27 protein-coding genes are annotated in these 22,974 nt (G+C 38.3%); 2 read left to right on the top strand and 25 right to left on the bottom strand.

Annotated elements, in window-relative coordinates; all coding sequences use genetic code 11:
- Nucleotides 1-71 precede the first annotated feature (71 nt).
- The 20 genes from recN to spoIIIAA all read right to left on the bottom strand — a co-directional run bounded on the left by recN (nt 72) and on the right by spoIIIAA (nt 17,038).
- The gene (gene recN / locus BKO01S_RS00300; protein WP_066047190.1) at nt 72-1,760 is read right to left on the bottom strand and encodes a DNA repair protein RecN; all 1,689 of its coding nucleotides are present in this window, start codon (nt 1,758-1,760) and stop codon (nt 72-74) included.
- A gap of 16 nt (nt 1,761-1,776) precedes the next feature.
- Nucleotides 1,777-2,226, bottom strand: a complete 450-nt coding sequence (gene ahrC / locus BKO01S_RS00295; protein WP_066047187.1) for a transcriptional regulator AhrC/ArgR — start codon at nt 2,224-2,226, stop codon at nt 1,777-1,779.
- A 142-nt stretch (nt 2,227-2,368) separates the two neighbouring features.
- Nucleotides 2,369-3,211, bottom strand: a complete 843-nt coding sequence (locus BKO01S_RS00290) for a TlyA family RNA methyltransferase (RefSeq protein ID WP_066047185.1) — start codon at nt 3,209-3,211, stop codon at nt 2,369-2,371.
- On the bottom strand, nt 3,208-5,112 hold the full coding sequence (gene dxs, locus BKO01S_RS00285) for a 1-deoxy-D-xylulose-5-phosphate synthase (RefSeq protein ID WP_066049416.1): 1,905 nt from the start codon (nt 5,110-5,112) through the stop codon (nt 3,208-3,210). Before dxs ends, BKO01S_RS00290 begins: the two co-directional genes overlap by 4 nt.
- 138 nt (nt 5,113-5,250) lie before the next feature.
- Entirely contained in the window at nt 5,251-6,141 is an 891-nt protein-coding gene (locus BKO01S_RS00280) for a polyprenyl synthetase family protein (protein WP_066047181.1), read from the bottom strand.
- Entirely contained in the window at nt 6,138-6,371 is a 234-nt protein-coding gene (locus tag BKO01S_RS00275; protein ID WP_066047178.1) for an exodeoxyribonuclease VII small subunit, read from the bottom strand. The genes BKO01S_RS00280 and BKO01S_RS00275 overlap by 4 nt, the downstream gene beginning before the upstream one ends.
- Nucleotides 6,364-7,722, bottom strand: coding sequence for an exodeoxyribonuclease VII large subunit (xseA, locus tag BKO01S_RS00270; protein WP_066047175.1), 1,359 nt, complete (start codon nt 7,720-7,722; stop codon nt 6,364-6,366). Before xseA ends, BKO01S_RS00275 begins: the two co-directional genes overlap by 8 nt.
- A 143-nt stretch (nt 7,723-7,865) precedes the next feature.
- Complete coding sequence (gene folD / locus BKO01S_RS00265; RefSeq protein ID WP_066047172.1) at nt 7,866-8,720, bottom strand: bifunctional methylenetetrahydrofolate dehydrogenase/methenyltetrahydrofolate cyclohydrolase FolD; 855 nt, start codon at nt 8,718-8,720, stop codon at nt 7,866-7,868.
- Nucleotides 8,721-8,750: 30 nt separating this feature from the next.
- Nucleotides 8,751-9,146: a transcription antitermination factor NusB gene (gene nusB / locus BKO01S_RS00260; protein WP_066047170.1), complete on the bottom strand. Its 396-nt coding sequence runs from the start codon at nt 9,144-9,146 to the stop codon at nt 8,751-8,753.
- Between the two features lie 139 nt (nt 9,147-9,285).
- Complete coding sequence (locus tag BKO01S_RS00255) at nt 9,286-9,693, bottom strand: Asp23/Gls24 family envelope stress response protein (protein ID WP_066047167.1); 408 nt, start codon at nt 9,691-9,693, stop codon at nt 9,286-9,288.
- Nucleotides 9,694-9,711: 18 nt separating this feature from the next.
- Complete coding sequence (gene accC / locus BKO01S_RS00250; protein WP_066047164.1) at nt 9,712-11,070, bottom strand: acetyl-CoA carboxylase biotin carboxylase subunit; 1,359 nt, start codon at nt 11,068-11,070, stop codon at nt 9,712-9,714.
- Between the two features lie 13 nt (nt 11,071-11,083).
- Nucleotides 11,084-11,587, bottom strand: a complete 504-nt coding sequence (gene accB / locus BKO01S_RS00245) for an acetyl-CoA carboxylase biotin carboxyl carrier protein (RefSeq protein ID WP_066047161.1) — start codon at nt 11,585-11,587, stop codon at nt 11,084-11,086.
- A 261-nt stretch (nt 11,588-11,848) separates the two neighbouring features.
- Nucleotides 11,849-12,394 (bottom strand): SpoIIIAH-like family protein, encoded by a 546-nt coding sequence (locus BKO01S_RS00240; RefSeq protein WP_066047158.1) that lies wholly within the window; start codon nt 12,392-12,394, stop codon nt 11,849-11,851.
- A 15-nt stretch (nt 12,395-12,409) separates the two neighbouring features.
- Nucleotides 12,410-13,090: a stage III sporulation protein AG gene (gene spoIIIAG, locus BKO01S_RS00235; RefSeq protein WP_066047155.1), complete on the bottom strand. Its 681-nt coding sequence runs from the start codon at nt 13,088-13,090 to the stop codon at nt 12,410-12,412.
- Nucleotides 13,091-13,705 carry a stage III sporulation protein AF gene (gene spoIIIAF, locus BKO01S_RS00230; RefSeq protein ID WP_066047152.1) on the bottom strand — a complete coding sequence of 205 codons (615 nt, stop codon included), beginning with the start codon at nt 13,703-13,705 and terminating at the stop codon, nt 13,091-13,093.
- Between the two features lie 10 nt (nt 13,706-13,715).
- Nucleotides 13,716-14,924 (bottom strand): stage III sporulation protein AE, encoded by a 1,209-nt coding sequence (gene spoIIIAE, locus BKO01S_RS00225; RefSeq protein ID WP_066047150.1) that lies wholly within the window; start codon nt 14,922-14,924, stop codon nt 13,716-13,718.
- A 36-nt stretch (nt 14,925-14,960) separates the two neighbouring features.
- Nucleotides 14,961-15,356: a stage III sporulation protein AD gene (spoIIIAD, locus tag BKO01S_RS00220; RefSeq protein WP_066047148.1), complete on the bottom strand. Its 396-nt coding sequence runs from the start codon at nt 15,354-15,356 to the stop codon at nt 14,961-14,963.
- An 8-nt stretch (nt 15,357-15,364) separates the two neighbouring features.
- Nucleotides 15,365-15,571 (bottom strand): stage III sporulation protein AC, encoded by a 207-nt coding sequence (spoIIIAC, locus tag BKO01S_RS00215; protein WP_066047144.1) that lies wholly within the window; start codon nt 15,569-15,571, stop codon nt 15,365-15,367.
- Nucleotides 15,572-15,604: 33 nt separating this feature from the next.
- Nucleotides 15,605-16,120 carry a stage III sporulation protein SpoIIIAB gene (spoIIIAB, locus tag BKO01S_RS00210; RefSeq protein ID WP_066047143.1) on the bottom strand — a complete coding sequence of 172 codons (516 nt, stop codon included), beginning with the start codon at nt 16,118-16,120 and terminating at the stop codon, nt 15,605-15,607.
- The gene (gene spoIIIAA / locus BKO01S_RS00205; RefSeq protein WP_066047140.1) at nt 16,121-17,038 is read right to left on the bottom strand and encodes a stage III sporulation protein AA; all 918 of its coding nucleotides are present in this window, start codon (nt 17,036-17,038) and stop codon (nt 16,121-16,123) included.
- Nucleotides 17,039-17,196: 158 nt separating this feature from the next.
- On the opposite strand from spoIIIAA, the gene BKO01S_RS00200 reads away from it, so the two are divergent.
- The gene (locus BKO01S_RS00200) at nt 17,197-17,874 is read left to right on the top strand and encodes an SIMPL domain-containing protein (RefSeq protein WP_066047137.1); all 678 of its coding nucleotides are present in this window, start codon (nt 17,197-17,199) and stop codon (nt 17,872-17,874) included.
- A 61-nt stretch (nt 17,875-17,935) separates the two neighbouring features.
- Here BKO01S_RS00200 and efp read toward each other — a convergent pair whose 3' ends face one another.
- The 3 genes from efp to BKO01S_RS00185 form a co-directional block, all read right to left on the bottom strand.
- The gene (gene efp / locus BKO01S_RS00195; protein WP_066047133.1) at nt 17,936-18,493 is read right to left on the bottom strand and encodes an elongation factor P; all 558 of its coding nucleotides are present in this window, start codon (nt 18,491-18,493) and stop codon (nt 17,936-17,938) included.
- A 25-nt stretch (nt 18,494-18,518) separates the two neighbouring features.
- Nucleotides 18,519-19,580, bottom strand: coding sequence for a Xaa-Pro dipeptidase (pepQ, locus tag BKO01S_RS00190; RefSeq protein WP_066047130.1), 1,062 nt, complete (start codon nt 19,578-19,580; stop codon nt 18,519-18,521).
- A gap of 87 nt (nt 19,581-19,667) precedes the next feature.
- Complete coding sequence (locus BKO01S_RS00185; protein WP_066047127.1) at nt 19,668-20,192, bottom strand: YqhR family membrane protein; 525 nt, start codon at nt 20,190-20,192, stop codon at nt 19,668-19,670.
- 365 nt (nt 20,193-20,557) lie between these two features.
- Here BKO01S_RS00185 and BKO01S_RS00180 point away from each other — a divergent pair, with 365 nt between their 5' ends.
- Nucleotides 20,558-20,932, top strand: a complete 375-nt coding sequence (locus tag BKO01S_RS00180; protein ID WP_066047120.1) for an SA1362 family protein — start codon at nt 20,558-20,560, stop codon at nt 20,930-20,932.
- A gap of 17 nt (nt 20,933-20,949) precedes the next feature.
- Here the strand turns inward: BKO01S_RS00180 and BKO01S_RS00175 are convergent, their stop codons facing one another.
- On the bottom strand, nt 20,950-21,834 hold the full coding sequence (locus BKO01S_RS00175; protein ID WP_066047117.1) for a patatin-like phospholipase family protein: 885 nt from the start codon (nt 21,832-21,834) through the stop codon (nt 20,950-20,952).
- Nucleotides 21,835-21,941: 107 nt separating this feature from the next.
- On the bottom strand, nt 21,942-22,967 hold the full coding sequence (gene splB / locus BKO01S_RS00170) for a spore photoproduct lyase (RefSeq protein WP_066047114.1): 1,026 nt from the start codon (nt 22,965-22,967) through the stop codon (nt 21,942-21,944).
- Nucleotides 22,968-22,974 lie beyond the last annotated feature (7 nt).

Below are 22,974 nucleotides of genomic sequence, written 5' to 3'. Positions count from 1 at the left end.
AATTTTGCCTGCTTGACCATCATTTATAACCTGAACTGATATAAAAAAAGCTACCCGTTATGGATAGCTTTTCAAGTTACTTTCATTTCTTTTGCTAAATGAAGCAATTCTTTCGCATGCTCACGTGTTAAATCGGTAATTTCTACTCCTGATATCATGCGACCAATTTCTTTCACTTTATCTGACTCGGATAGCGGTTGTACAGAGGTTTTCGTCCGTCCTTTTTGCGTAACCTTCGAAATATAAAGATGTGTATCAGCCATAGCTGCAACCTGAGGCAAATGGGAAATACATAGGACCTGGGAAGAAACAGCTACTTTGTAAATCTTTTCCGCAATGGCTTGTGCCACACGTCCTGACACTCCTGTATCAACTTCATCAAAAATAATGGAAGTAACACCTTGATGTTTAGAAAAGATACTTTTTAAGGCTAGCATCATTCTTGATAGCTCACCACCAGATGCTACCTTAGACAACGGCTTTAACGGTTCACCCGGATTAGTAGAAATAAAAAATCCGATTTGGTCACACCCTGTAGGAGTGAACACATCATAATCGGAGTGAAACCGCACTTCAAATACTGTTTTATCCATATAAAGCTCTTTTAATTCACGATGGATTGATTTTGTTAATTTCTCTGCAAACTTTAATCTTGTAGCCGTTAGCTCTTTTGCTTCAAGGACTAAATCTTTTTTAATGGCAGCAAGCTCTTTGCTTAACGCATTAATATGTGTTTCCTTATTTTGTAGTGTTTCTATCTCTTCTTCTATTTTAGCCGCATATTCTAAGATTTCTTCAATCGTCTTTCCGTATTTTCTCTTTAGCTGATTCATTTCATTTAGTCTACTTTCAATATCGTGCAAACGTTCCGGGTTAAACTCAAGGCTATCCATTTTGCTTCTAAGCTCTCTAGAGACGTCCTCCAAGGCATAGTAGCTTGAAGAAACTGACTCAGATAGCTCTTTATATTGATCATCAACACTTGCAACGTCTTCTAGATGGCTCATTAATAGGCCAATCCAGTCCAAGCCCTTTTGATCTCCTTGAAGCACAGAATAGCTGTTAGAAAGACCCTCATACACTTTTTCAAAATTAGACAATCTTTTCTTTTCTTCAAGTAATTCTTCATCTTCGTTAATAACTAGCTGAGCTTTTTGAATTTCATCAAATTGAAATTGGATAAGATCGAGTCGATGGGCCATTTTTTGCTCATTTTCACTTAAGTTTTTCAACCTTTTGGACGTTTGCTCGTAGCTTCGATACAAATTCATATACTCAGCCAATTGACTTGAAATCGTTTTTGCCCCAAATTGGTCTAAAAGCTTTTGGTGTTTAGCTTCTTCCATTAATTCTTGATGCTCATGCTGTCCATGAATATCAATTAATGTAGCCCCTATTTCACGCAAGGTAGAAATAGTTACGAGTTTTCCGTTTACACGACAAACACTCTTCCCTGATTGTGAAATATCCCTTCTCAAAATAAGCATTCCCTCTTCAATCTCAATTCCAAATTCCTCAACTTTTTGATAACTGGGATGCGTCAAACTCTCTAATTGGAACAAACCTTCAATTTCGGCCTTTTCTTCACCATGTCGTACAAATTCTGACGATCCTCTGCCACCGACAAGAAGATGGACAGCATCAATTATAATTGATTTCCCTGCCCCAGTTTCTCCAGTTAAAACAGTCAATCCCTTAGTAAAGGAAACAGTCAGGTTTTCAATAATTGCAAAGTTTTTAATCGATAACTCGGTTAACAACTGGTTTCACCTCTATTTAGAGCATTTCAAGGAATCGATTGGATATCGTAATCGTTTCTTCTTCTTTTCTACAAATAATAAGAATGGTATCATCTCCACAAATTGTTCCTAAAATCTCTTCCCAATCTAAGTTATCTATGAGTGCACCTATGGCCATAGCATTACCTGGCAATGTTTTCATAACTAATAAATGACCCGCATTATCAATTCGAACGAAGGCATCCATTAAGTTTCTCTTTAATTTTTGAAGAGGGTTAAAACGTTGATCGGCTGGAAGACTATACTTGTATCTTCCATCCATTAGTGGGACTTTTACTAAGTGAAGCTCTTTAATATCTCTCGAAATAGTTGCTTGTGTGACATTAAATCCAGCAAACTTTAGTTCATCAACTAGTTCATCTTGAGTCTCGATGTCGTTACTAGTAATGATTTCTCTAATTTTAATATGACGTTGACCTTTATTCATGTTTTCACCCCTGAGTGCTTAAACACTCTGTAATATTTTGTTTTTTTCTTTCAGCTTTTGTAAATGCATATATGTATAAATATACATAATTTTGCTTAGTTCGTCAAAATTTACTCAATAAAAAGAAGAATAAGCAGAACGCTTATTCTTCTACATTCGACCTTGATTTTAATACCTCATGAGCTTCTGTCACAATTTGGCTCGGCTTCTTAGATAGAAGGTTAACACCTTGCTCCTTTTCACCTTCCCAGCCTAAATGGAGCAAAAACTCAATATTACCATCCCCACCAGTAATTGGTGAGAAGGATAGATTCTTGACATCATACCCTAGAGATAAAGATAGATCAATAATTTTAGTTATAACCGCTTCATGAACTTTCGGGTCTCTAACTATTCCCTTTTTCCCAACTTCTTCTCTTCCAGCCTCAAACTGTGGTTTCACCAAAGCAATAATATCACTATTTGGCACGAGAAGAGTTTTTAACACAGGTAGAATGAGCTTTAGTGATATAAAGGAAACATCTATTGAAGCGAAATTCGGCATTTCTCCATTAAGATCAGCAGGTGTCACATAACGAAAGTTTGTCCGTTCCATAACAATCACACGTTCATCCTGCCTAAGCTTCCAAGCTAACTGATTATACCCTACGTCTAATGCGTACGATTGTTTAGCTCCATTTTGTAATGCACAATCTGTAAATCCGCCAGTAGAAGCACCAATGTCTAGCAAAACCTTACCTTCGACATGAACGTCAAATTCCTTTAAGGCTTTCTCTAGCTTTAAACCTCCCCTACTTACATAGGGCATCACATTCCCTTTAATTAGCAGTGGTAGATCACTGCTAATTTTCTCACCTGGTTTGTCCAACCGATTTTCATTGCTATATACTAATCCTGCCATAATTGCTCGCTTAGCTTTCTCTCTTGTTTCAATTAACCCGCGCTCAACTAACAGTACGTCGACTCTTTCTTTTTTACTTTTCATAGTAATGAACCCTTTTTACCTTTAATCTGTGTTAGTTGGTTTACTCTCTGAATCGTTGAATCAACAGTCAAATCGATTTCTTTGAGTAATTCATCCACACTTCCATGCTCAATAAATTGATCTGGAATTCCCATTCGATCAATCAGTGCATCAAAATAACCATTCTCTTGAGCAAACTCTAAAATAGAACTTCCAAATCCACCTTGAAGTACCGCTTCTTCAATTGTTAAAACGGGAATTTTACTTTCAAACAAATCGGAAAGCATTTGACGGTCTAGCGGTTTTATAAATCGCGCATTGATAACCTTCACATTAATCCCTTGCTGTTCAAGATGATTTGCAGCATCTATTGCCATTGGAATTGTTGTTCCAAATGTTAATATAGCAACATCATTGCCTTCTTTTAATACTTCCCACGTACCAATCGGAATCGTTTTAAGATCTTCATCTAATGGAACTCCCACTCCATTCCCTCTTGGGAACCTCATGGCAATCGGTCCGTTATCATATTTTAAGGCTGTATTGACCATATGTTGTCCTTCGTTTTCATCTTTAGGCATCATCAGCACCATGTTTGGAACATGTCTCATAAAAGCAATATCAAATACTCCCTGATGAGTTTCCCCGTCAGCACCTACAAGACCAGCACGGTCAATACCTATGAAAACATTTAGGTTTTGTCGGCAAATATCGTGAACCACTTGGTCATAAGCCCTTTGTAGGAATGTAGAATAAATCGCTAAAAACGGCTTCATCTTCTGGGTTGCAAGCCCTGCCGCTACAGTCGCAGCATGCTGTTCAGCAATCCCTACATCAAACATACGGTCAGGGAATTCACTTGCAAACCCCTCAAGCTTAGAACCAACAGGCATTGCTGGAGTTATAGCAACGATTCTCTCATCTTCTCTAGCAAGCCTCCGAACCGTCTCACTGACAAGCTTACTCCATGCTGGAGGAGGTGTTTCAGCCGGTTTTGGAAAAGCACCCGTTTCAATTTTATATGGTCCCGTTCCGTGCCATGTGCCTATTACGTCACTTTCTGCAGGATGATATCCTTTTCCTTTTTTAGTGATGACATGCAAAAGAACCGGTCCTTCTGTTTTTTTTGCGTATGCTAAATTTTCAAATAGTTCATCATAATTATGACCATCAACTGGTCCTAAGTACGTAAAGCCCATCTCTTCGAAAAACATACCTGAAACTAATAAATACTTGAGGCTATCTTTTATCCTCTCTGCCGTTGTTGCTAATTTTCCTCCGACAGCAGGGATCTTCTTTAACAAATACTCTAGTTCATCTTTCGCCCAATGATACTTTCCTGCTGTTCGAAGTCTTCCTAATATACTGTGAAGAGCTCCTACATTAGGTGCAATGGACATTTCATTGTCATTTAAAACAACAATTAGATTCTTCTTTTCATGACCGATGTGATTTAATGCCTCAAGCGCCATTCCACCAGTTAATGCTCCATCACCAATAACCGGGACAACAAATGATTTCTCCTTTTTTAAGTCCCTAGCAATTGCCATTCCCATAGCAGCAGATAAAGAGGTAGAGCTATGCCCTGTTTCCCAAACATCATGTTCACTTTCAACCATCTTAGGAAACCCACATAAACCTTTATATTGTCTTAACGTGTCAAATTCACTTGCTCTACCAGTTAAAATTTTATGGACATACGATTGGTGTCCAACATCCCAAATTAGCTTATCCTTTGGGCTTGAAAAGCAAGTATGAAGAGCAATGGTTAGCTCTACTACCCCTAAATTCGGACCGATATGTCCACCCGTAACTGATAATTTTTCTATTAGAAATTGTCTTATGTCTTCACTTAATTCTTGTAGTTGTTGTTGAGAAAGCCCTTTTAAAAAGGAAGGGTCTTTTATTGATAACAGATCCACTAGTAGGACCACTCACTTTCATCTCTTAATTGTTGCCGTTCTACCTTCTTAGTTGTTCGTAGGTTTTGTTAACTCTCTATATAGTAAGAGTACAGTATTATAGACATTTTTCCAAATGTTTTCCGATATACTCTTTTTTTAATGATTTCGATTAGCTACTAAATCAGTAATTTCTTGGAGAATATCCGTCTCAAGCTCCATGCTATTTAAAGCATTCTTTGCAAGCGTAATATGCTTTACTAACGATTGTCTTGCCCCTTCCATCGTCAACAACGACGGGTATGTGCTTTTGTTATTCTGTTCGTCGCTGCCAACTTTCTTGCCGATGATCTCCTCGTCTCCCTCAAGGTCTAGAATGTCATCTCTAATTTGGAAGGCTAAGCCTAAATGGTAAGCAAATGTAGCAAACATTTCTCGTTGATGAGCATTTGCTCCAGCAATCATTGCTCCTGCAACAACGCTGTATTCTAGTAATTTCCCTGTCTTATGGATGTGAATATATTCGAGCTCTTCAAGGCTTAGTCGTTTCCCTTCTCCATCCATATCTGCTACTTGACCGCCTACCATCCCTTCCGCACCAGAAGCCTTTGCCAGCTCTGTTATAAGTTTAAGTTTAACTTCAGCCGGGATATGGTCAGAAGAAGCATTTGATACAACCTGAAAGCTATAAGTTAAAAGGGCGTCACCCGCTAGAATAGCATACGCTTCACCAAACACCTTGTGGTTGGTTGGTTTTCCCCTTCGAAGGTCGTCATTATCCATGCTTGGAAGGTCATCATGAATTAAGGAATACGTATGGATCATCTCTATAGCCGCTGCCGTTTCTAAACCTATTTCCCCTTTCTTCCCAAAAGCTTCTAAAGTTGCGAAAAGTAATAAGGGACGAATACGTTTGCCGCCTGCTTCTAACGAATAGAGCATTGCTTCTTTGATCATAGAAGGTGCCGTCAAATGACTAACAGATTCTTTTAAATAAGACTCTACTAGCTGTTTATACTTTTTAGAAAAGGTGGTAAGTCCCACTTTTATTCCTCCTCTTGAATAGAGAAGGTTTCCTTCTTCCCATTCTCAGTAAGGATTTCTGTTAGCTGTTCCTCCACATTGCGAAGCTTATCGTGACATAACTTGGAAAGCTCCATTCCCTTTTTATAAATGGAAATGGCCTCTTCAAGAGGAACATCACCTTCCTCTAATTGTTCAACGATGTCTTCAAGCTGCTGCATCGCTTCTTCAAAAGAAACTTTCGATTCTTTACTCATTTTTTTGATCCTTCCCCTCGATCTCTAACACTTCACAAGTGATAGAACCATCTACAAGTTTTATTTTAATATGATCATTTGGTTGAATTTTTCCGGTACTTTTAACTAGACGATCCTCTTCATCATAGACGAGGCTATATCCCCGATCCATAATTTTCAGAGGACTTAAAGCATCCAAAGCCATATTTACTCTTTGATGTTCTTTTTTCTTAGCTAAGAGAAGATTAGCAAAGGTACGATTTAATGCCTTTTCTAGCTTTGTTTGCTGCTGAACAGATGTTTGAAGAAGAGTACTTAGATTATTTCTCTCAAGTCTTCGTTTGGCACGAATATACTCTTCATTTCTATTTAAAAATAGAGCTTGTGCTGCTCTTTGTAAAAGTTCTGTTGACTTATCAACCTGTTCTAGCTTTTGTTCATACAATCTTTGTGGATACTTAAAGGCATAAGATTTACTTAAACGATCGTATCGCTGTGCTTGCACATTTACCTTTTCTTTAATCTTTCGAATAATCCTTGTTTGTCTTGTTAAAACCCGCTCAATCAATTCATCAATATGCGGAACAGCAAGCTCCGCGGCACCCGTTGGAGTTGGAGCACGAAGGTCTGCGACATAATCCGCTATCGTTGTGTCAGTTTCATGACCAACTGCAGAGATAATCGGAATACGAGAATCAAAAATGGCCCTTGCCACTATTTCCTCATTAAACGCCCATAACTCTTCAATCGATCCCCCACCGCGGCCAACAATTAATACATCAATGTCATCAGATTGATTGGCTTGTCCGATTGCCTTTACAATAGATGCAGCACCTTGTTCTCCCTGTACAAGAGCTGGAATGACTAAAATATTAGCTATCGGGTATCTTCTTTTAAGGGTTGTTAGAATATCCCTTATAGCCGCTCCTGTAGGCGAAGTAATTACCCCGACTGTGTGTGGATATTTTGGCAAAGGTTTTTTGTATTCCTTAGAAAATAATCCTTGTTTTAAAAGCTTCTCCTTTAACTGTTCAAAAGCTAAATAAAGATCACCAATTCCATCGGGCTGCATTTCTTTTATGTACATTTGATACTGACCACTTTGTTCGTAGACGGTTATATCGCCCTTGACTAACACTTTCATTCCGTTTTCTGGTCTGAATTTAATGGATTTATTAAAGCTAGAAAACATGACTGCTAAAATTCTTGCTTTTTCATCCTTTAAGGTAAAGTACATGTGCCCACTTGAATGCTGTTTAAAATTTGAAATTTCACCTTTGACGTACATATCCTGTAAATGCGGATCGGCGTCGAACTTTCTTTTTATATATTTCGTTAAGGCCGTTATGGTTACATATTGTTTCTCTTCCATTTAGTACTCCTTTATCACAAAGGTATTTATAGAAGCAAAAAAACAGTCCTATCTAATTATAAGGATAAATCTCATTTCAGTCACGTCTTGAACGCTTGAAAATGGGATTATCCTATAAAAGATGGCTGTTTTCACCTACAAATCTATCGTTCAATAGCTTTTCGTGCAGCTTTGACTGTGTTATACATAAGCATCGTAATGGTCATTGGACCAACACCACCTGGTACTGGGGTAATGTAGGAAGCTATTTCTTTTACCTGATGGTAGGCAACATCACCACAGAGCTTCCCTTCTTCGTTTCGATTGATCCCAACATCAATCACCACTGCTCCGTTTTTGACATAATCAGGAGTAATAAAGTTGGCTTTACCGACAGCTGCAATTAATATATCCGCTTGCTTTGTGAATGATGCCAAATCATGAGTCTTCGAATGACAATACGTAACCGTAGCATCTTGGTTTAGCAACATTTGCCCAAGGGGTTTTCCGACGATATTGCTTCGCCCTACAATCACTACATGCTTTCCAGATAGAGAAATCCCATGATCTTCAAGCATCACCATTACACCTGAGGGCGTACAAGGCATCAAGGCATCTTGTCCTATGACCATTTTTCCGACATTAATGGGATGAAAGCCATCAACATCCTTCATCGGTGAGATCGCATCAATTATTTCGTCTTCATCCAAGTGCTTAGGAAGTGGAAGTTGTACCAATATTCCATGAATATCTTTGTTCTCATTAAGCGCATGAATCTTAGATAACAAAACATCTTGAGTAACAGTTGCGTCGAAGGTTATAAGCTCAGAATAAATTCCAAGTTCCTTACAAGCTTTCTGTTTATTAGCCACATATGTACGTGATGCATCGTTATTCCCTACTAATATAACAGCTAGGCCTGGTACTACTCCCTCTTTTTTTAGGCTTTGTACGTTTTCTTGGATTTCTACTCTCTTCTTAATACTTAATTCTTTACCATTTATCGTTTGCGCTTCCATAACCTTCCCCCTATTCGAAAAACGGAATTACTACTTTTCTGTTTGTTTCTTAATTTTAGAGAGAACTCCATTTATAAATCGACTAGCATTCTCATCTCCAAAAATTTTTGCAATTTCAATCGCTTCATCAATAACAACGTTTGCAGGTACTTCTTCTTTTAAGTATACAAGTTCGTAAACAGCCATTCTTAACAGGTTCCGATCCACTGGTGCAATTCGATCAATTGTCCATTTTTCTAAATGCTCTTTAATCATTCCATCAATTGTTTCCTTGTGTTCCACAACCCCACCAACCAGATTGGTGAGATACTCATCACCAAGCTCTTCTTCTAATACGTGCAGGATCGCTTCTCTTGGATTTGCTTCACTCATATCAATTTGGAACAATGCTTGTAATGCTTTTTCTCTTGCCGTTCTTCTTTTCATCTATCCTAAACTCCTTTATGGTTGAAATACTCTAATTGTCTATATGATCATAGCATAATAACTCATCATACATGAAATGCACGAAAGAAAAAAGAGCCAAAGACATTTTTGTTGTCCTTGACTCCTTAGAATGTGTAAATTACATCTCTTGTTCTTGTTCAACCTCTTGCTTCGCACTTTCAAACTGGATACCAACGATATGAACATTTACTTCCTTTGCATCAAGTGCAGTCATATTTAAAAGCGCTTGTCGAATATTATCTTGAACCTTTTGAGCAACAGTTGGAATGGAAACACCAAACTTCATTAAGCAATAAACATCAACCTTAATTCCGTCTTCTCCAAGCTCCACCTTAACGCCCTTGCCATGATTTTTTTTGCCTAATCGCTCAACGACCCCTAATGCAAAGTTTCCTCTCATTTGAGAAACGCCTTCTACCTCAGAAGCAGCAATACCAGCAATTACCTCAATCACTTCAGGTGCAATCTCTACTTTCCCAAGACCTGAGTTTCCTGGGTTCATTTCCAAGATGTTATTTTCGCTCATACAGGAGCACCTCCATCTTTATTTTCCTGTTTCCATTAAATCATACATTTCAAGAAATTTCGTGTTGAAGTCTCCCTCAACAAATTTTTCATGATTTAAGAGTTTTAAGTGGAATGGAATGGTTGTATGAATTCCCTCTATGACAAATTCGCTTAATGCTCTCTTCATGCGTGCGATCGCTTCTTCTCTTGTACTTCCGTACGTAATTAACTTAGCTATCATCGAGTCATAGTAAGGAGGAATCGTATAGCCAGGGTATGCAGCCGAATCCACTCGAACTCCTAAACCACCAGGTGGAAGATACATTTCTATTTTACCAGGTGAAGGCATAAATTTCTTCATTGGATTTTCTGCATTAATTCTACATTCAATTGCCCACCCATTAAAGGTAACTTCTTCTTGGGTTAAACTGAGCTTTTCTCCAGATGCCACCTTAATCTGTTCCTTAATAAGGTCGACTCCAGTTACCATCTCCGTAACAGGATGTTCTACTTGAATACGAGTATTCATTTCCATAAAGTAAAACTTACGGTTTTGATAATCATAAATAAATTCTACTGTCCCAGCACCAGAATAATCAACTGCTAACGCTGCTTTAACTGCAGCTGTTCCCATCTCATGTCTTATTTCACCGTCTAGGGCTGGAGATGGCGTTTCCTCTAGAAGCTTTTGCAGTCTTCTTTGGATAGAACAATCACGTTCCCCTAAATGAATAGCGTGACCATGATTATCTGCAAGAACCTGTATCTCAACATGTCGGAACTCTTCAATAAACTTTTCGATATATACACCCGGGTTACCAAAAGCAGTTAATGCTTCTTGTTGGGTAATGTTTATGCCTTTAATTAGCTCCTGTTCCGTTCGGGCAACACGAATTCCTTTTCCACCCCCACCAGCAGTTGCTTTTATAATAACTGGGTAACCAATTTTATTTGCCAATTCGATGGCTTCTGCATCATCTTTAATGATTCCTTGAGATCCTGGAACAATCGGAACACCGGCTTGTTTCATCGTCTCACGGGCTACATCCTTCGTCCCCATCTTAGAGATGGCTTCTGGAGAAGGTCCAACAAATGTGATATTTACATCTCTACAAAGATCAGCGAAATCAGCATTTTCAGCTAAAAATCCATACCCCGGATGAATCGCATCACAGCTTGTCAGCTTAGCAACACTAATGATATTTGTGAAATTTAAGTAGCTGTCCTTTGAAGCTGTTGGTCCAATACAGTATGCCTCGTCTGCAAGCTGAACATGTAAGGATTCCCGATCCGCTTCAGAATATACAGCAACAGACTCTATTCCAAGCTCACGACAAGCCCGGATAATTCGGACGGCAATTTCTCCTCGATTCGCAATTAATAACTTTTTTATCATAGCAGACAGCTCCTTACTCTGGCTTAACTAAAAATAACGGTTGACCATACTCAACTAACTGTCCGTCTTTTACAAGTATTTCTACAATTTCTCCGTTAACTTCAGCTTCGATTTCATTAAATAACTTCATTGCTTCTACGATACAAACAACCGAGTCACTTGATACCTTTGAGCCAACCTTCACATACACATCAGCATCAGGTGATGGAGATGCATAGAAAGTCCCAACCATCGGTGAAGTGATTTTATGTAAGTTTGAAGTATCAGCAGCAGGTGTTTGTGCTGGTTGAGGTGCGATTGGCTCCTCTTGCTTTACCTCTACAGCAGCCACTGGTGCTGGTGTCTTTTCAGCAACAACTACAGGCGCAGGTGTAACTTGTTCCTTTACTGCAACAGTATCTACCGCAGCATTCTTTTTCATTTTAATTTTTGCACCTTCGTATTCATAAACAAATTCATCTAGACTTGATTGATCGACTAATTTTATTAATTCTCTAATTTCTTGAACCTTTAACATCATACTCACCTCTAATTTACTTTTTAGCACTAGATACTAATATCATACGATAAGACCTCATAGAAGTTCAACATTTATTCCTCTATATACATATTCGACAAAAGAACACGTTTTCATTTTTGAAATATAAGATTTTTTAAAATTTTTCATACATATTTACCTTCTACGACTAAAGTTGTAGTTATTTAGGTCGCTTGTTTCCCAGGCGGTGGCTTTTAGTAGATTAAAAAACGGAAAGCATCTTGGCTTTCCGTTTTCCGATTATTTACTAACTTGGAATTGTACAACTGGCTTTAATCCGCCTAATTCAGAACGAACTAACTTTAAGATTTCATTCGCTGCTGCTGGAGAGTGGCTTTTTGCTTTTACAGTAACACGAACCTCGTCATCAGTCACTCTAACTAAAGCATCATCATAATCCATTGCTACAATCATCGTTTCAAGATATGCTTCTTTTTGAGTAACATCATTTAATTCTTTGATTTTATCAAGGGCTGCATTAATGTCTTCAGTTGGAAGATCAGTTGAAGCAACTGTCGTTTCTAGCTCTTCTTTTAATTTACTTCTCTCTTCATCTAGCTCTAAGCGTAATGCTTCAAACATTTCATCGCTAGCAGTACTAGAGATAACTGTTTCTCCCGATTCTGTTTTATTTTCGCCACTTACCGTTGAATCTTCCTCTGCCTCTTTTTCTACCGTTGCCATATTATTCATTTGCTGTTCTGGAGAAGTAATATAATATACCGATAATACAACAACTAAGCTAAGCATTGTTAATAACCAAACCGTTTGTTTTTTCAATAACATCTATAAATCCCCCTCTTATTTTTTTGGCATAACAGACACTCGATGAACCGGCACATCTAATAGTTTTGTTACGGATTCGAGTATCCATTTTTTCACCTGTATATTATCAGCTCCCTTTGCAATAACGATGACGCCTCGAATAGCAGGCTTCTTCGTTTCTATTACAATAGGAACCTCTTTTTCCCCATCTCGGATAATCACTAGCTGTTCATCCTTTGATTGGTCTTCGACTGTTCTTTGCCCACCCTCTCGGTCAACCTCTTCGGTTTTTTGGGACTGAACAACTACATTTTTTTCTAGTACTTTTTTCTCTGTCGCATCGACGTTCACTGCTACAATCACTTCTCCGACGCCGACAATCCCTTCAAGTGTTTCCTTCAGTTGATTTTCATAATGATCTTCATAGGCGGCAATGATTTCATTCCCGTCAATCTTTTTCTGTCCAAACGTTTCTACGTCCTCGCTTGATTCCTCTGCATTTGCTCCAGTTTCAATAGCTGAAGGACTTGGATTTGGATTAATTAGCAAATTGCTTGCTAACATAATGGCGGCTCCAATTAATAAGACGATTAAGAAGTATTGATATTTACTAGACTTTTTCTCAGGAGGGCTGTCTTTACTAAATAGTTTTTTTAGGAATGTAATTGGCCCTTTTTCATTGTTAGGTTCTTTATCTTTTTCTGTATCATTTCCCACTTATTTGTTCCCCCCTTCTATGAAGATTTCAACAGCGACTTTGTTTACATCCCATTTTTCAGAGAGAAGTGAAGACAGTTCTTCGCTTTGTTCACTTTTCGAATTAGATGGTAGAGGTGAATTGGTATTAATATCAACCATTTGTATGGCTTCTACCACGTCCTCCGTTGTTGATTCTCGTAACGTAACAGATATCTCTTGAAGATTGTCTGGGAAGGTTGCGCTGCTCGTTTCATCCACTGATAGATCGATACTAGCAATCTCTAAACCGTACTGTTCCATCAACTCCTCTTCAACGTCCTTTTTTAATTGGACAGCCACTTCTTCTAAAGCATATGCATCAAAGGAGGCTTGTATTTCTTTTTTCTTCAATTCTATTGAATTTTCTATATTTTTTTCTGATACGGTGTCTAATTCCGTTATTGAGGAAAGGCTCGCCTCAAAATCACTAGAAAGTATTTTCAGGACGGGAGAAAGAATGATGGCTATTAGTAATAACCCAGTAACCATCCTAGTGTATTTTTGCATATTCGAATTCGGAAGCAACATATCAACAACAGTTGCTAGCAAGACGAAAAGGATAATATTTGTAATCCAATCCTTTAAAAAATCCATTACACACCTCCTAACGAACCATCATCGTAAGGTTTCCTGCTGCAATGACAACAGTTAAACTTAAGAAAAACATCATGGACACGATGGCCAAAGCAGCGAAAACGAAAACAATACTTTTACTAATGATTTCTAAACAAGCAATAACTGGTCCCCCACCTAGAGGTTGTAAAACCGCAGCAGCAAATTTATAAATAAAGGCAATCATTAATATCTTTATCGCTGGAAAAGCAACAATTAGTAATAGTATGGCTACCCCTGCAATTCCAACGGTATTTTTCAGTAAAAGAGAAGCGCTAATCACCGTGTCAGTGGCATCTGTAAACATCCTTCCAATGACAGGAATAAAATTACCAGTAATAAATTTTGCTGTCCGAATGGTAATTCCGTCGGTTACTGCTGCTGAAGCACCTTGTACACTTAGAACACCAAGGAAAACAGTAAGAAAGATACCAAGTAGTCCAATGCTCCAATTTCTTAACAGATTCCCTAATTGAGTCACTTTGTGATGCTCAGATAAAATACTCACTATGCTTAATACCGCACCTAAAAACAGAAGTGGTAGAACAACATATTGAATAAACATTCCACTGCTATTCATGAGGAAAAGGATCACTGGATGGAAAAAGGCAGCAGAAACAAGTCCACCTGAAGAGGCTATTAACGCAAGGAGAAGCGGAATAAGCGCTAAGATGAAAGAAATCATCGTTGTAATCGTATCGTTCGTATACTGGATAGCTACATGAAAACTATTTAAGGCGATAATAATTAGGACCATAAATACGATGGCATAAGCTACCTTACTAACAGTACTTTTTTCGAATGAATTTTGTAAGGTTTGCAGGAACATGGAAAATACCGTTAGTAATATGAGGGTGCCTAGTAGCTTTCCATTTACAACAAACTCGTGAAACATAAATTTAAGAAATCCATTGGACCATTCTTTTAAGGAAAATTGCTTGTCCCCTTTAATAAAATCGTAAAGGCTCCCCTTTTGGCTTTCTGGAAGAAACCCTCCGTATTCCGTCGTAATCTTTTCCCAAAAAACCTTCATATCATCGATATCTAAAGCTTCAAGCTGTTCCTCCATTATTTGTTCGGGGTTAAGTACAGACTGTGTAGAAGACTGCGTTTCATCGTTTGTCTCAGCCCTAATGAATGGGACAGCAACAAATAGGATCAGAATTAAGAGAGAGATTGTTTTGAAGATCAGTTGCTTCAACTTTTTCACCTTCTTTTATTCGGCTCAGTGGCTCAACTAATTTGGGATTAATGCGATAATTGTTTCTATCAAGACGGTTAAAATCGGGATAGCCATGGCCAGTATTAATATTTTCCCAGCCATTTCTATTTTAGAAGCGATTGCAGCTTGTCCAGCATCCTTTGTAATTTGGGAAGCAAACTCGGCAATATAGGCAATTCCAATGATTTTAAGTATGGTTTCTACATAAATAATATTTACATTTGCGTTAATCGCAATTTTTTCTAGCATATGGATAATCGCGTAGATTTGATCGATTAAAAATAGAAAGATGGAACAACCAACAAAGACGATTAGCAAAAAGGCGAAATTTGGTTTTTGCTCCTTTACCACAAGAGCTAAAAAAGTAGCAATAAGTGCAAACCCAACTATTTGTAAAATTTCAATCGTCAAACCCTCCTTTAGCCCTGGAACAGAAACACTGATTTGATTTTTTGAAATAATTCATCCACAATGGAAGCAACCATAAACAAAATATAAATAAAGCCAAATAACGTTACCCACTGAGCGTATTCTTTCTTTCCGACTTGGTCGAGGATCGTGTGTAAAAAGGCAACTACAATCCCAACTCCAGCTATTTTAAAAATAATATCAACATCTAAACCCATATGCTTTTCCTCCTAAGGACCACATTCAATTTTTTACATAAGTAAAATGACTAATAGTAAGCCTGATAGAAATCCTAAGCTTTTCATCATCTTTTCATATCTTGCTTGCTTTTCATGTGCATCAGCTTCTTCACGCTCTAGGTGCGTTAAGGCTAAGCGGATCTGTTTTTGTTGAGAGAACCGATCATGTCGCCCAAGAGTCTCACCAAATTGTTTCATAATCTCGTATTCTCCCTGCTTTAACGCCGTGAGCTTCCAAACTTCCTGTAGACTTTCCTCCCATGCATCTTTTACGGTTGTTTCAGAATTGGTTAGTTTCTTTGAAAATGATTCAAAAAACCAAGAAAGAGGCTTAGAAAGCTGTGAAGCCAATCTTCTAGCTGCTTCATGTAAAGGGGTATGGCCATACATAATCTCCGCCTCAAGTGATTGTAATGCTGACTTTAGTTGTCTTAGCTGCCTGGGTCTTTCTGTTAAATGTCTCGAGGCTTCAAAGCCCGTCCAAGTAGTAGCAACAATGATAAAAACGGCTCCGATTAATTTAATCATTTATGTCACACTCACTTTTCTGACAATTTCCCTACCATGTTGATCCTTAACAGAAAGTACGGTGCCTGGTCCTTTCACTCGACTTAATTCAATAAATCTTTGAAAAATTCCACTTTGGATAATTGGTTTTAATGTGGGTCTATTTAAAATATCTGAGTACGAATGACCATGCGTTGTTGTTACTAAAGAAATCCCTGCATAAACCGCTTCTAAAATGGCCTCGCCATCCTCTTCTCTACCAATCTCATCCACTACTAGTACATCGGGGCTCATGGAGCGAATCATCATCATCATCCCCTCCGCTTTCGGGCAGGAATCTAATACATCTACTCTCGGTCCAAAGGTTAGCTGTGGAACACCATTTATACTTCCAGCAATCTCAGATCGCTCATCAACAATCCCTACCTTAGCTGCTGGGACTGTTTTTGTTCCTGTTGAAATCACTCTTGCCAAGTCTCTAATTAATGTTGTCTTTCCTGTCTGTGGCGGTCCAATGATCATCGTATGTAACCATTCTCCCTCATATAGAAATGGGAGGAGATTATGACATATTCCGATTTTCTCTCTTGCAATGCGGAAGTTAAACGAGGAAACATCTGTAATTGCTTTCACCTTACCCGCCTCTAAAATGACTTTCCCAGCAAGACCCACACGATGGCCACCAGCAACTGTAACGTAGCCCCTTTTTAATTCTTCCTCTAACGTATAAATAGAAAAATGACTGATCTTATTCAGCAGTTGTATCGCATCCTCTGCTTTTACCATATAAGGTAAGAAGATTGGTTTTCCCCCAGAGGTGACTTCTAAAGGGCGACCAATTCTAATTCGAATTTCTTCCATATCATTTAATTGAAAGGGAGACAGTTGATTTATTTGATTGGCAATTTCTTTAGGTAACATACCAATGACGTCTTCCATAACGTTTCCTCCTGTCCTCAGGACCTTTCTCATTAATTCATTTGTATGCCTGCTTGGCCACATTATGACTCCTGAATTCTATAATCGATAGGAGAATCTTATTCTTTTGATTGCATACATTTTACAAGGGAGACGTTCTGAATGAAGGAGGAGTTAATATGTATGAGGATTACACTCGAGTATCGAGCCCTTACCCTACAAGAGCAACCGCTACCAATGAAATTAGAGTAATAGGGGAAGGAATCGTCGATGTACAGCCAGACCAAGCAGATGTAATTATAGGGATTATCACAGAGAATAAGGAGCTCGTAGAAGCTCAGAGAGAAAATGCTCAAATTAGTTCTGCTGTCATGAATACCTTGCTCACCTTGCAGATTCCAAGAGAGAAAATTAGAACATCTGATTACTCCATTTTCCCTCAATACGACTTTATTGACGGAGTTCAAACGTTTAGAAATTATAAGGTAGAGCACCGCTTAACGGTTACCTTATCCAATATGGAGCAGATTGGTTTAGTTGTTGATCAAGCAATAGAAAGTGGAGCAAACAGTATTTTAGCCATTAACTTTTCAGTAACAAATAAAATGAATCAAGAACAACAAGCACTCACTCTTGCTGTTCATAATGCGACACAGAAAGCAGCTTCGATAGCTCAGGCTTTACGCGTGCAACTTAGTCTTCCTCCTGTATCAATTATAGAGGGCCTAGGTATGGTAAACATTCCAGAGCCTCTTTATTCTACTATGCCAATGGTAAAGGGAGTAAGCACAACGATTGAACCAGGGTTACTACAAGTAAAGGCAACCATTACTGCCGTCTTTCAATTTACTTCGTAACTCACAAAAAAGACACACGAATAGTAAAATTCGTGTGTCTTTTTTCATTGGTATATTGTAATTATGCTCTTGAAACGTATGAAGATTCTGTTGTGTTGATGATTAAACGGTCACCTTGGTTGATAAAGAAAGGTACTTGAACAGATAAACCTGTTTCTAAGATAGCTGGCTTTGTTCCACCAGATGCTGTATCACCTTTAATACCCGGTTCTGTTTCAACTACTTCAAGCTCAACTGTATTCGGCAGTTCAACTCCTAGTGTTTCACCTTGGTACATCATGATATGAACTTCCATGTTTTCCTTTAAAAATTTAAGTTCATATTCAATAGAAGTTGCTGGTAGTTCTATTTGATCATAAGACTCAACATCCATAAATACATGTTGCTCTCCGTTTGCATATAGATATTGCATTTTACGGTTATCAATTTGAGCTTTTGCTACCTTCTCACCTGCACGGAATGTCTTCTCCTGAACTGCTCCTGTACGAAGGTTACGAAGCTTTGAACGAACAAAAGCGGCTCCTTTACCAGGTTTCACGTGTTGGAAATCCATTACGCGCCATAGTCCGCCATCTACTTCAATTGTCAAACCTGTACGAAAATCGTTTACTGAAATCATTAATAAATCCTCCTAATTAGATGCATTAAAGAATAATAAGTTCTTTGGTTGAGTAAGTGAGGGATTCATTTCCATCCTTCGTAATAATCGTATCATCTTCAATACGAACACCGCCAAGCCCTGGGATATAGATTCCAGGTTCAACAGTTACAATCATTCCCTCTTCAAGAACAAGATCTGATCTGACAGATAGTGCAGGTCCTTCATGCACTTCTAGACCAATTCCATGTCCTGTTGAATGACCAAAATATTCACCATACCCATTCGAAGAAATATGATTTCTTGTCAATGCGTCGGCCTCTTTCCCCGTCATTCCAGGTTTGATTCCTTCCATCCCGAGTAACTGAGCTTGTAAAACAATATTGTAAATTTCCTTTAGTTTAGCATCAGGTTCTCCAACCGATACAGTTCTTGTAATGTCGGATACATAGCCTTTATAATATGCCCCAAAGTCAAGTGTTACAAAATCACCTGTTTCAATCACTTTTTCACTAGCCACTCCATGAGGAAGGGCAGATCGAACTCCCGAAGCAACAATTATATCAAAAGATGAAGAGGTTGCACCTCTTTTTCTCATAAAGAACTCTAGCTCATTCGAGACCTCTAACTCCGTTAAGCCAGGACGAATAAAGCTTAAAATATGTGTAAATGCAGCATCTGCAATGTTTGCTGCTTCCTTTAATATCTTAATCTCTGCGTCAGTCTTTATCAAGCGCAACTTTTCAATCACACCTGATAATGGGACTAGTTCTGATTTAACAGTTTCTTTAAAGGATTGATAGGAAGAATATGTAAGATGTTCTTGTTCAAAGCCTAGTCGACTGATTCCAAGCTCTTTTACCTGTGCTGCCACTTCCTCTGGTATTGTACCATTATGCTTCACTACTTCGAAGCCCACACATTGTTTTTCTGCTTGCTCGACATATCGAAAATCAGTTATGAATTGTGCACGGTCTTTACTAATTAGGACTACGCCGGATGAACCCGTGAAGTTAGTCATATATCGACGATTAAAACTACTTGTAATCAGTATTCCATCGACATGTAACTTTTCAAGCTCAGCTCTTAATTTATTTAATTTCTCCATCATTCTCTCCCTTTCGTATCCCTTATTCTGATCATAAAAAAAAGAATGCTCAATAAGAACATTCTAACACATCCTATTTTCGTTACACTAGTCTCTAGAGAAGACCGGTTCATGGTTTTCCTTTTTTATCCTCTTCATTTCATGCTCCTCATAGGAAATCGTATATCCAATAAACGTCCCATACAAAACATAAAAACACGCTGTGGTAATTAATGTATTAAACTCCATTTTTCTAAACGGAGGAATTCCAGGGAAAATTGGATTAAGCACGAACAATACCAATGCGAGTAATGCAAGTCCGAAGCCCATACCAATAAGTATACTCTTAAAACGTCTCAGCGCTATGTAATACATAATGGCAACTCCGATTGAGATAACTCCAATCAGAATAATAGAAATAACTGTACCAAGCCATTGTTTTTTCCATGCGCCGATCGCCCATGGCTCTAGAATGACCCTTGGATGAATCTCAGTAAAATTGAAATACCATGCAATAAACGAAAGACCACTCCATAGAGCTCCCCCAACAAACCCAGTGATAATGACCATAGCGATAAATGATAATGGTTTTTCATGCTGTTCTTGCTCATATTTTTCCTTTTCTTCTGCCATTAATACCACCTCCATTTGTATTATGTCCCACGTTAATTCTTTCCTTACTTATAAATAAAAAATAATTCATTTCTGTCAATTTGAGTCTCCAAGATAGAGGTTTTTTTCTTTTTCTAGTAGAATAAATATAAGATAAGATTTTATTAAACAAATGTAAAAACGGTGTTCCAATATCGTGGAATGTAGCATAAATTAATTAATACCTTTAAAACGTTTGAATTAATAACAACCTCACCATTAAAATGTGCAAGCCCAATCTCCCCCCTTAAGGTTACAGAACAAGGGTAGGAAATTGTGTAATTGTCGGAGCGGCTAGTTTAAAAGCGGAAGAAAATGCTAATCATGCTTTTAGGGAGGTGGCTTTCATGAAAAATCGAACTTCGCTTATTTTTATCGTGTGTTTAGTTATTTTAGCTACTATAGGAGTAGTATCTAAACTAATGGTCAATCCTGGTGAATTTTTTAAAAGTATTTTTGTGTTTGCAATTGTCGGAGTCATTCTGTACTTTTTGGTTCGACATTTTTATAAGGGAAGTCCCGACAAAAAAGAACAGCATGCGTTCCGTAAAGCTGCTAAACGTTCAAAAAGGAAGTATTTCCAAAAAGAGGTTCGCAAACCCGCGGCCAAAAGTGGCTCCATTACTTCTTTAAAGAAGCATACGAATAAATCTAAATCAGCCACACATTTGACGGTCATCGAAGGGCGAAAAGGGAAAAAGAAAAACCGAGCATCATTTTAGATGCTCGGTTTTTCTTTTTAATAACTCCATTTAGCAAAGAATTGTGAAGCTCTCTCCTTTCCCAAATCGAAAAGGATTTGTTTTTTTTCCTCCGTCAACTCAAACTCTGTGGTTAATACACCTTCCGTTGGGATAAAGATTATATTTCTTTCATGCTTCCTTGATATATACCTCGAGTCATGTGCATCCTTCATCGTTTCAAACAGCGCCTCGTATAGTTTTATCGCATTCGTTATTTGTTTAATCGGTCTATCCTGCATGCTGTGAGACAGTTTGATTCCCAATACAGGTCTAATCTTTTTTACATTCTCACTATCGAATAACCACATAGGGAAGTTACTAAGAACTCCTCCATCAACAATCGTACTAGTTGTATGGTCATGCTTAATTTTGACAGGTTCAAAGAAATACGGGAGACTGCAGCTCATTCGGATGGCTTTTGCAACTGAAAATGAATTCGGATTAATACCATAGTACGGCAAATCATCTGGAAGGATGATTAATCTCCCATTTGATAAATCTGATGCAACAACTCTTAATGCTTGTGGTTGTAAGTCTGCAAATGTTCGAACACCTTTTAGTGCAAGCTTTTCTGCCAACCACTCTTCCAATCGCTGGCCCTTGTAAATTCCTAGTCTCCAATAGAGCAGGATCCATTTTGTCACACGAAAGGGCAGATACGACGGACGTGTATCTAAAAACGTTTTTAAGTCTAATTCATCGATTAGCTCATATACCTCTTTGCTCGTATAGCCCGCAGCAATTAATGACGCAATGATTGAACCTGCACTCGTACCTGCCACCCGTTTGAATCGGAATCCTTTTTTCTCAATGGCTTCATAGGCACCTACTAAAGCTATCCCTTTAATTCCTCCCCCAGAAAAAACGCCGTCGATATACATGGAAGTCACTCCTTAGATGCACATATATGATACATCTTTAAGCAGGAGTTTCATGAAATAGTACGGCGGACAATCTAATTGATTTATTTTTTTATAATATCGGTGCTTTACGTAAAGTAACTAACCTCTGAATTCGGAAAATACTCTTGTGCATATCCTCGAATCGTTTGCTCCATTTCAGCTGCTTCTTCGTTTTGATACACATACTTTCCAATTCCGTATCGTCCCCATTTGTATTTTCTTTTTTCCTCATCCATTTCAAGCTTCGTTTTCGGGTAGCGCTTTTCAATTACCTTTTTCGCAGGCTTTGTAAAACGGTGCTGAATTAATTCAAAGGTTAAGTTTGGAAGCTCTATTCCTTCCAAAGAATCACTTAGACGCTCAAATAATTCTCTATACCCTTCCTTCCATTCGTCATGAAGGTAAATAGGAGCAACGATAAAGCCAAGTGGATATCCAGCCTTAGCAACCTTCTTTGCTGCTTCTAGACGTTCATCAAACGATGACGTTCCCGGTTCAAAGTTTTTAATAACATACCGAGAGTTCACACTGAAGCGAAATCTTGTTTTCCCATTATGTTTGGCATCAAGTAGATGATCCACATGATGATATTTGGTTACAAAACGGAGCTGACCGTACTCGGTTTGACCAATAAACTCAATGGTTTTCTTCAGTGAATGGGTTAAGTGATCCAAGCCGACAATGTCTGATGTACACGCAGCTTCGAATCGAGTGATCTCCGGAGCACGTTCATCCATATACTTTTGAGCTTGATTAAATATGTCCTCCAAATTTACGTATGTTCGAATATACGGCTTACTCCCTAAGGTTGTTTGTAAATAACAGTAATGACAATGTCCCATGCAACCAGTTGCTAAGGGAATAGCGTATTCTGCTGATGGCTTAGATGTATCAAATTTTAGGGTTCGCCTCACTCCAACCACTAGAGTAGACTTAGCATTACGGTATTGCTGAAGCTCATTGTCTCCAGGAATCCCACGAATTTGGTTATGTGAAGTCGTTTCCCTAATTTCAAGGCCCATCTCTTCAAATTTTTGCTTCAATTCTCTACCGAGCTCATACTCCAGCGCACCCGGTTCTATATAAATAAGCTGTGGAACAAATGGCTTCATTTTTTTC

Source organism: Robertmurraya korlensis NBRC 107688, assembly GCF_001591645.1.
Taxonomy (GTDB): domain Bacteria; phylum Bacillota; class Bacilli; order Bacillales; family Cytobacillaceae; genus Robertmurraya_A.
The sequence above is the reverse complement of the archived record's forward strand: the minus strand, read 5'-3'. Positions and strand labels throughout refer to the sequence as shown.

What these genes read in the sequence shown, in the direction of transcription:
- ahrC (WP_066047187.1), bottom strand. Translation starts at nt 2,226, where the DNA reads ATGAATAAAGGTCAACGTCATATTAAAATTAGAGAAATCATTACTAGT.
- BKO01S_RS00290 (WP_066047185.1), bottom strand. Translation starts at nt 3,211, where the DNA reads ATGAAAAGTAAAAAAGAAAGAGTCGACGTACTGTTAGTTGAGCGCGGG.
- BKO01S_RS00275 (WP_066047178.1), bottom strand. Translation starts at nt 6,371, where the DNA reads ATGAGTAAAGAATCGAAAGTTTCTTTTGAAGAAGCGATGCAGCAGCTT.
- xseA (WP_066047175.1), bottom strand. Translation starts at nt 7,722, where the DNA reads ATGGAAGAGAAACAATATGTAACCATAACGGCCTTAACGAAATATATA.
- folD (WP_066047172.1), bottom strand. Translation starts at nt 8,720, where the DNA reads ATGGAAGCGCAAACGATAAATGGTAAAGAATTAAGTATTAAGAAGAGA.
- nusB (WP_066047170.1), bottom strand. Translation starts at nt 9,146, where the DNA reads ATGAAAAGAAGAACGGCAAGAGAAAAAGCATTACAAGCATTGTTCCAA.
- BKO01S_RS00255 (WP_066047167.1), bottom strand. Translation starts at nt 9,693, where the DNA reads ATGAGCGAAAATAACATCTTGGAAATGAACCCAGGAAACTCAGGTCTT.
- accC (WP_066047164.1), bottom strand. Translation starts at nt 11,070, where the DNA reads ATGATAAAAAAGTTATTAATTGCGAATCGAGGAGAAATTGCCGTCCGA.
- accB (WP_066047161.1), bottom strand. Translation starts at nt 11,587, where the DNA reads ATGTTAAAGGTTCAAGAAATTAGAGAATTAATAAAATTAGTCGATCAA.
- BKO01S_RS00240 (WP_066047158.1), bottom strand. Translation starts at nt 12,394, where the DNA reads ATGTTATTGAAAAAACAAACGGTTTGGTTATTAACAATGCTTAGCTTA.
- spoIIIAF (WP_066047152.1), bottom strand. Translation starts at nt 13,705, where the DNA reads ATGGATTTTTTAAAGGATTGGATTACAAATATTATCCTTTTCGTCTTG.
- spoIIIAC (WP_066047144.1), bottom strand. Translation starts at nt 15,571, where the DNA reads ATGGGTTTAGATGTTGATATTATTTTTAAAATAGCTGGAGTTGGGATT.
- spoIIIAB (WP_066047143.1), bottom strand. Translation starts at nt 16,120, where the DNA reads ATGATTAAATTAATCGGAGCCGTTTTTATCATTGTTGCTACTACTTGG.
- spoIIIAA (WP_066047140.1), bottom strand. Translation starts at nt 17,038, where the DNA reads ATGGAAGACGTCATTGGTATGTTACCTAAAGAAATTGCCAATCAAATA.
- BKO01S_RS00200 (WP_066047137.1), top strand. Translation starts at nt 17,197, where the DNA reads ATGTATGAGGATTACACTCGAGTATCGAGCCCTTACCCTACAAGAGCA.
- efp (WP_066047133.1), bottom strand. Translation starts at nt 18,493, where the DNA reads ATGATTTCAGTAAACGATTTTCGTACAGGTTTGACAATTGAAGTAGAT.
- pepQ (WP_066047130.1), bottom strand. Translation starts at nt 19,580, where the DNA reads ATGGAGAAATTAAATAAATTAAGAGCTGAGCTTGAAAAGTTACATGTC.
- BKO01S_RS00185 (WP_066047127.1), bottom strand. Translation starts at nt 20,192, where the DNA reads ATGGCAGAAGAAAAGGAAAAATATGAGCAAGAACAGCATGAAAAACCA.
- BKO01S_RS00180 (WP_066047120.1), top strand. Translation starts at nt 20,558, where the DNA reads ATGAAAAATCGAACTTCGCTTATTTTTATCGTGTGTTTAGTTATTTTA.
- BKO01S_RS00175 (WP_066047117.1), bottom strand. Translation starts at nt 21,834, where the DNA reads ATGTATATCGACGGCGTTTTTTCTGGGGGAGGAATTAAAGGGATAGCT.
- splB (WP_066047114.1), bottom strand. Translation starts at nt 22,967, where the DNA reads ATGAAGCCATTTGTTCCACAGCTTATTTATATAGAACCGGGTGCGCTG.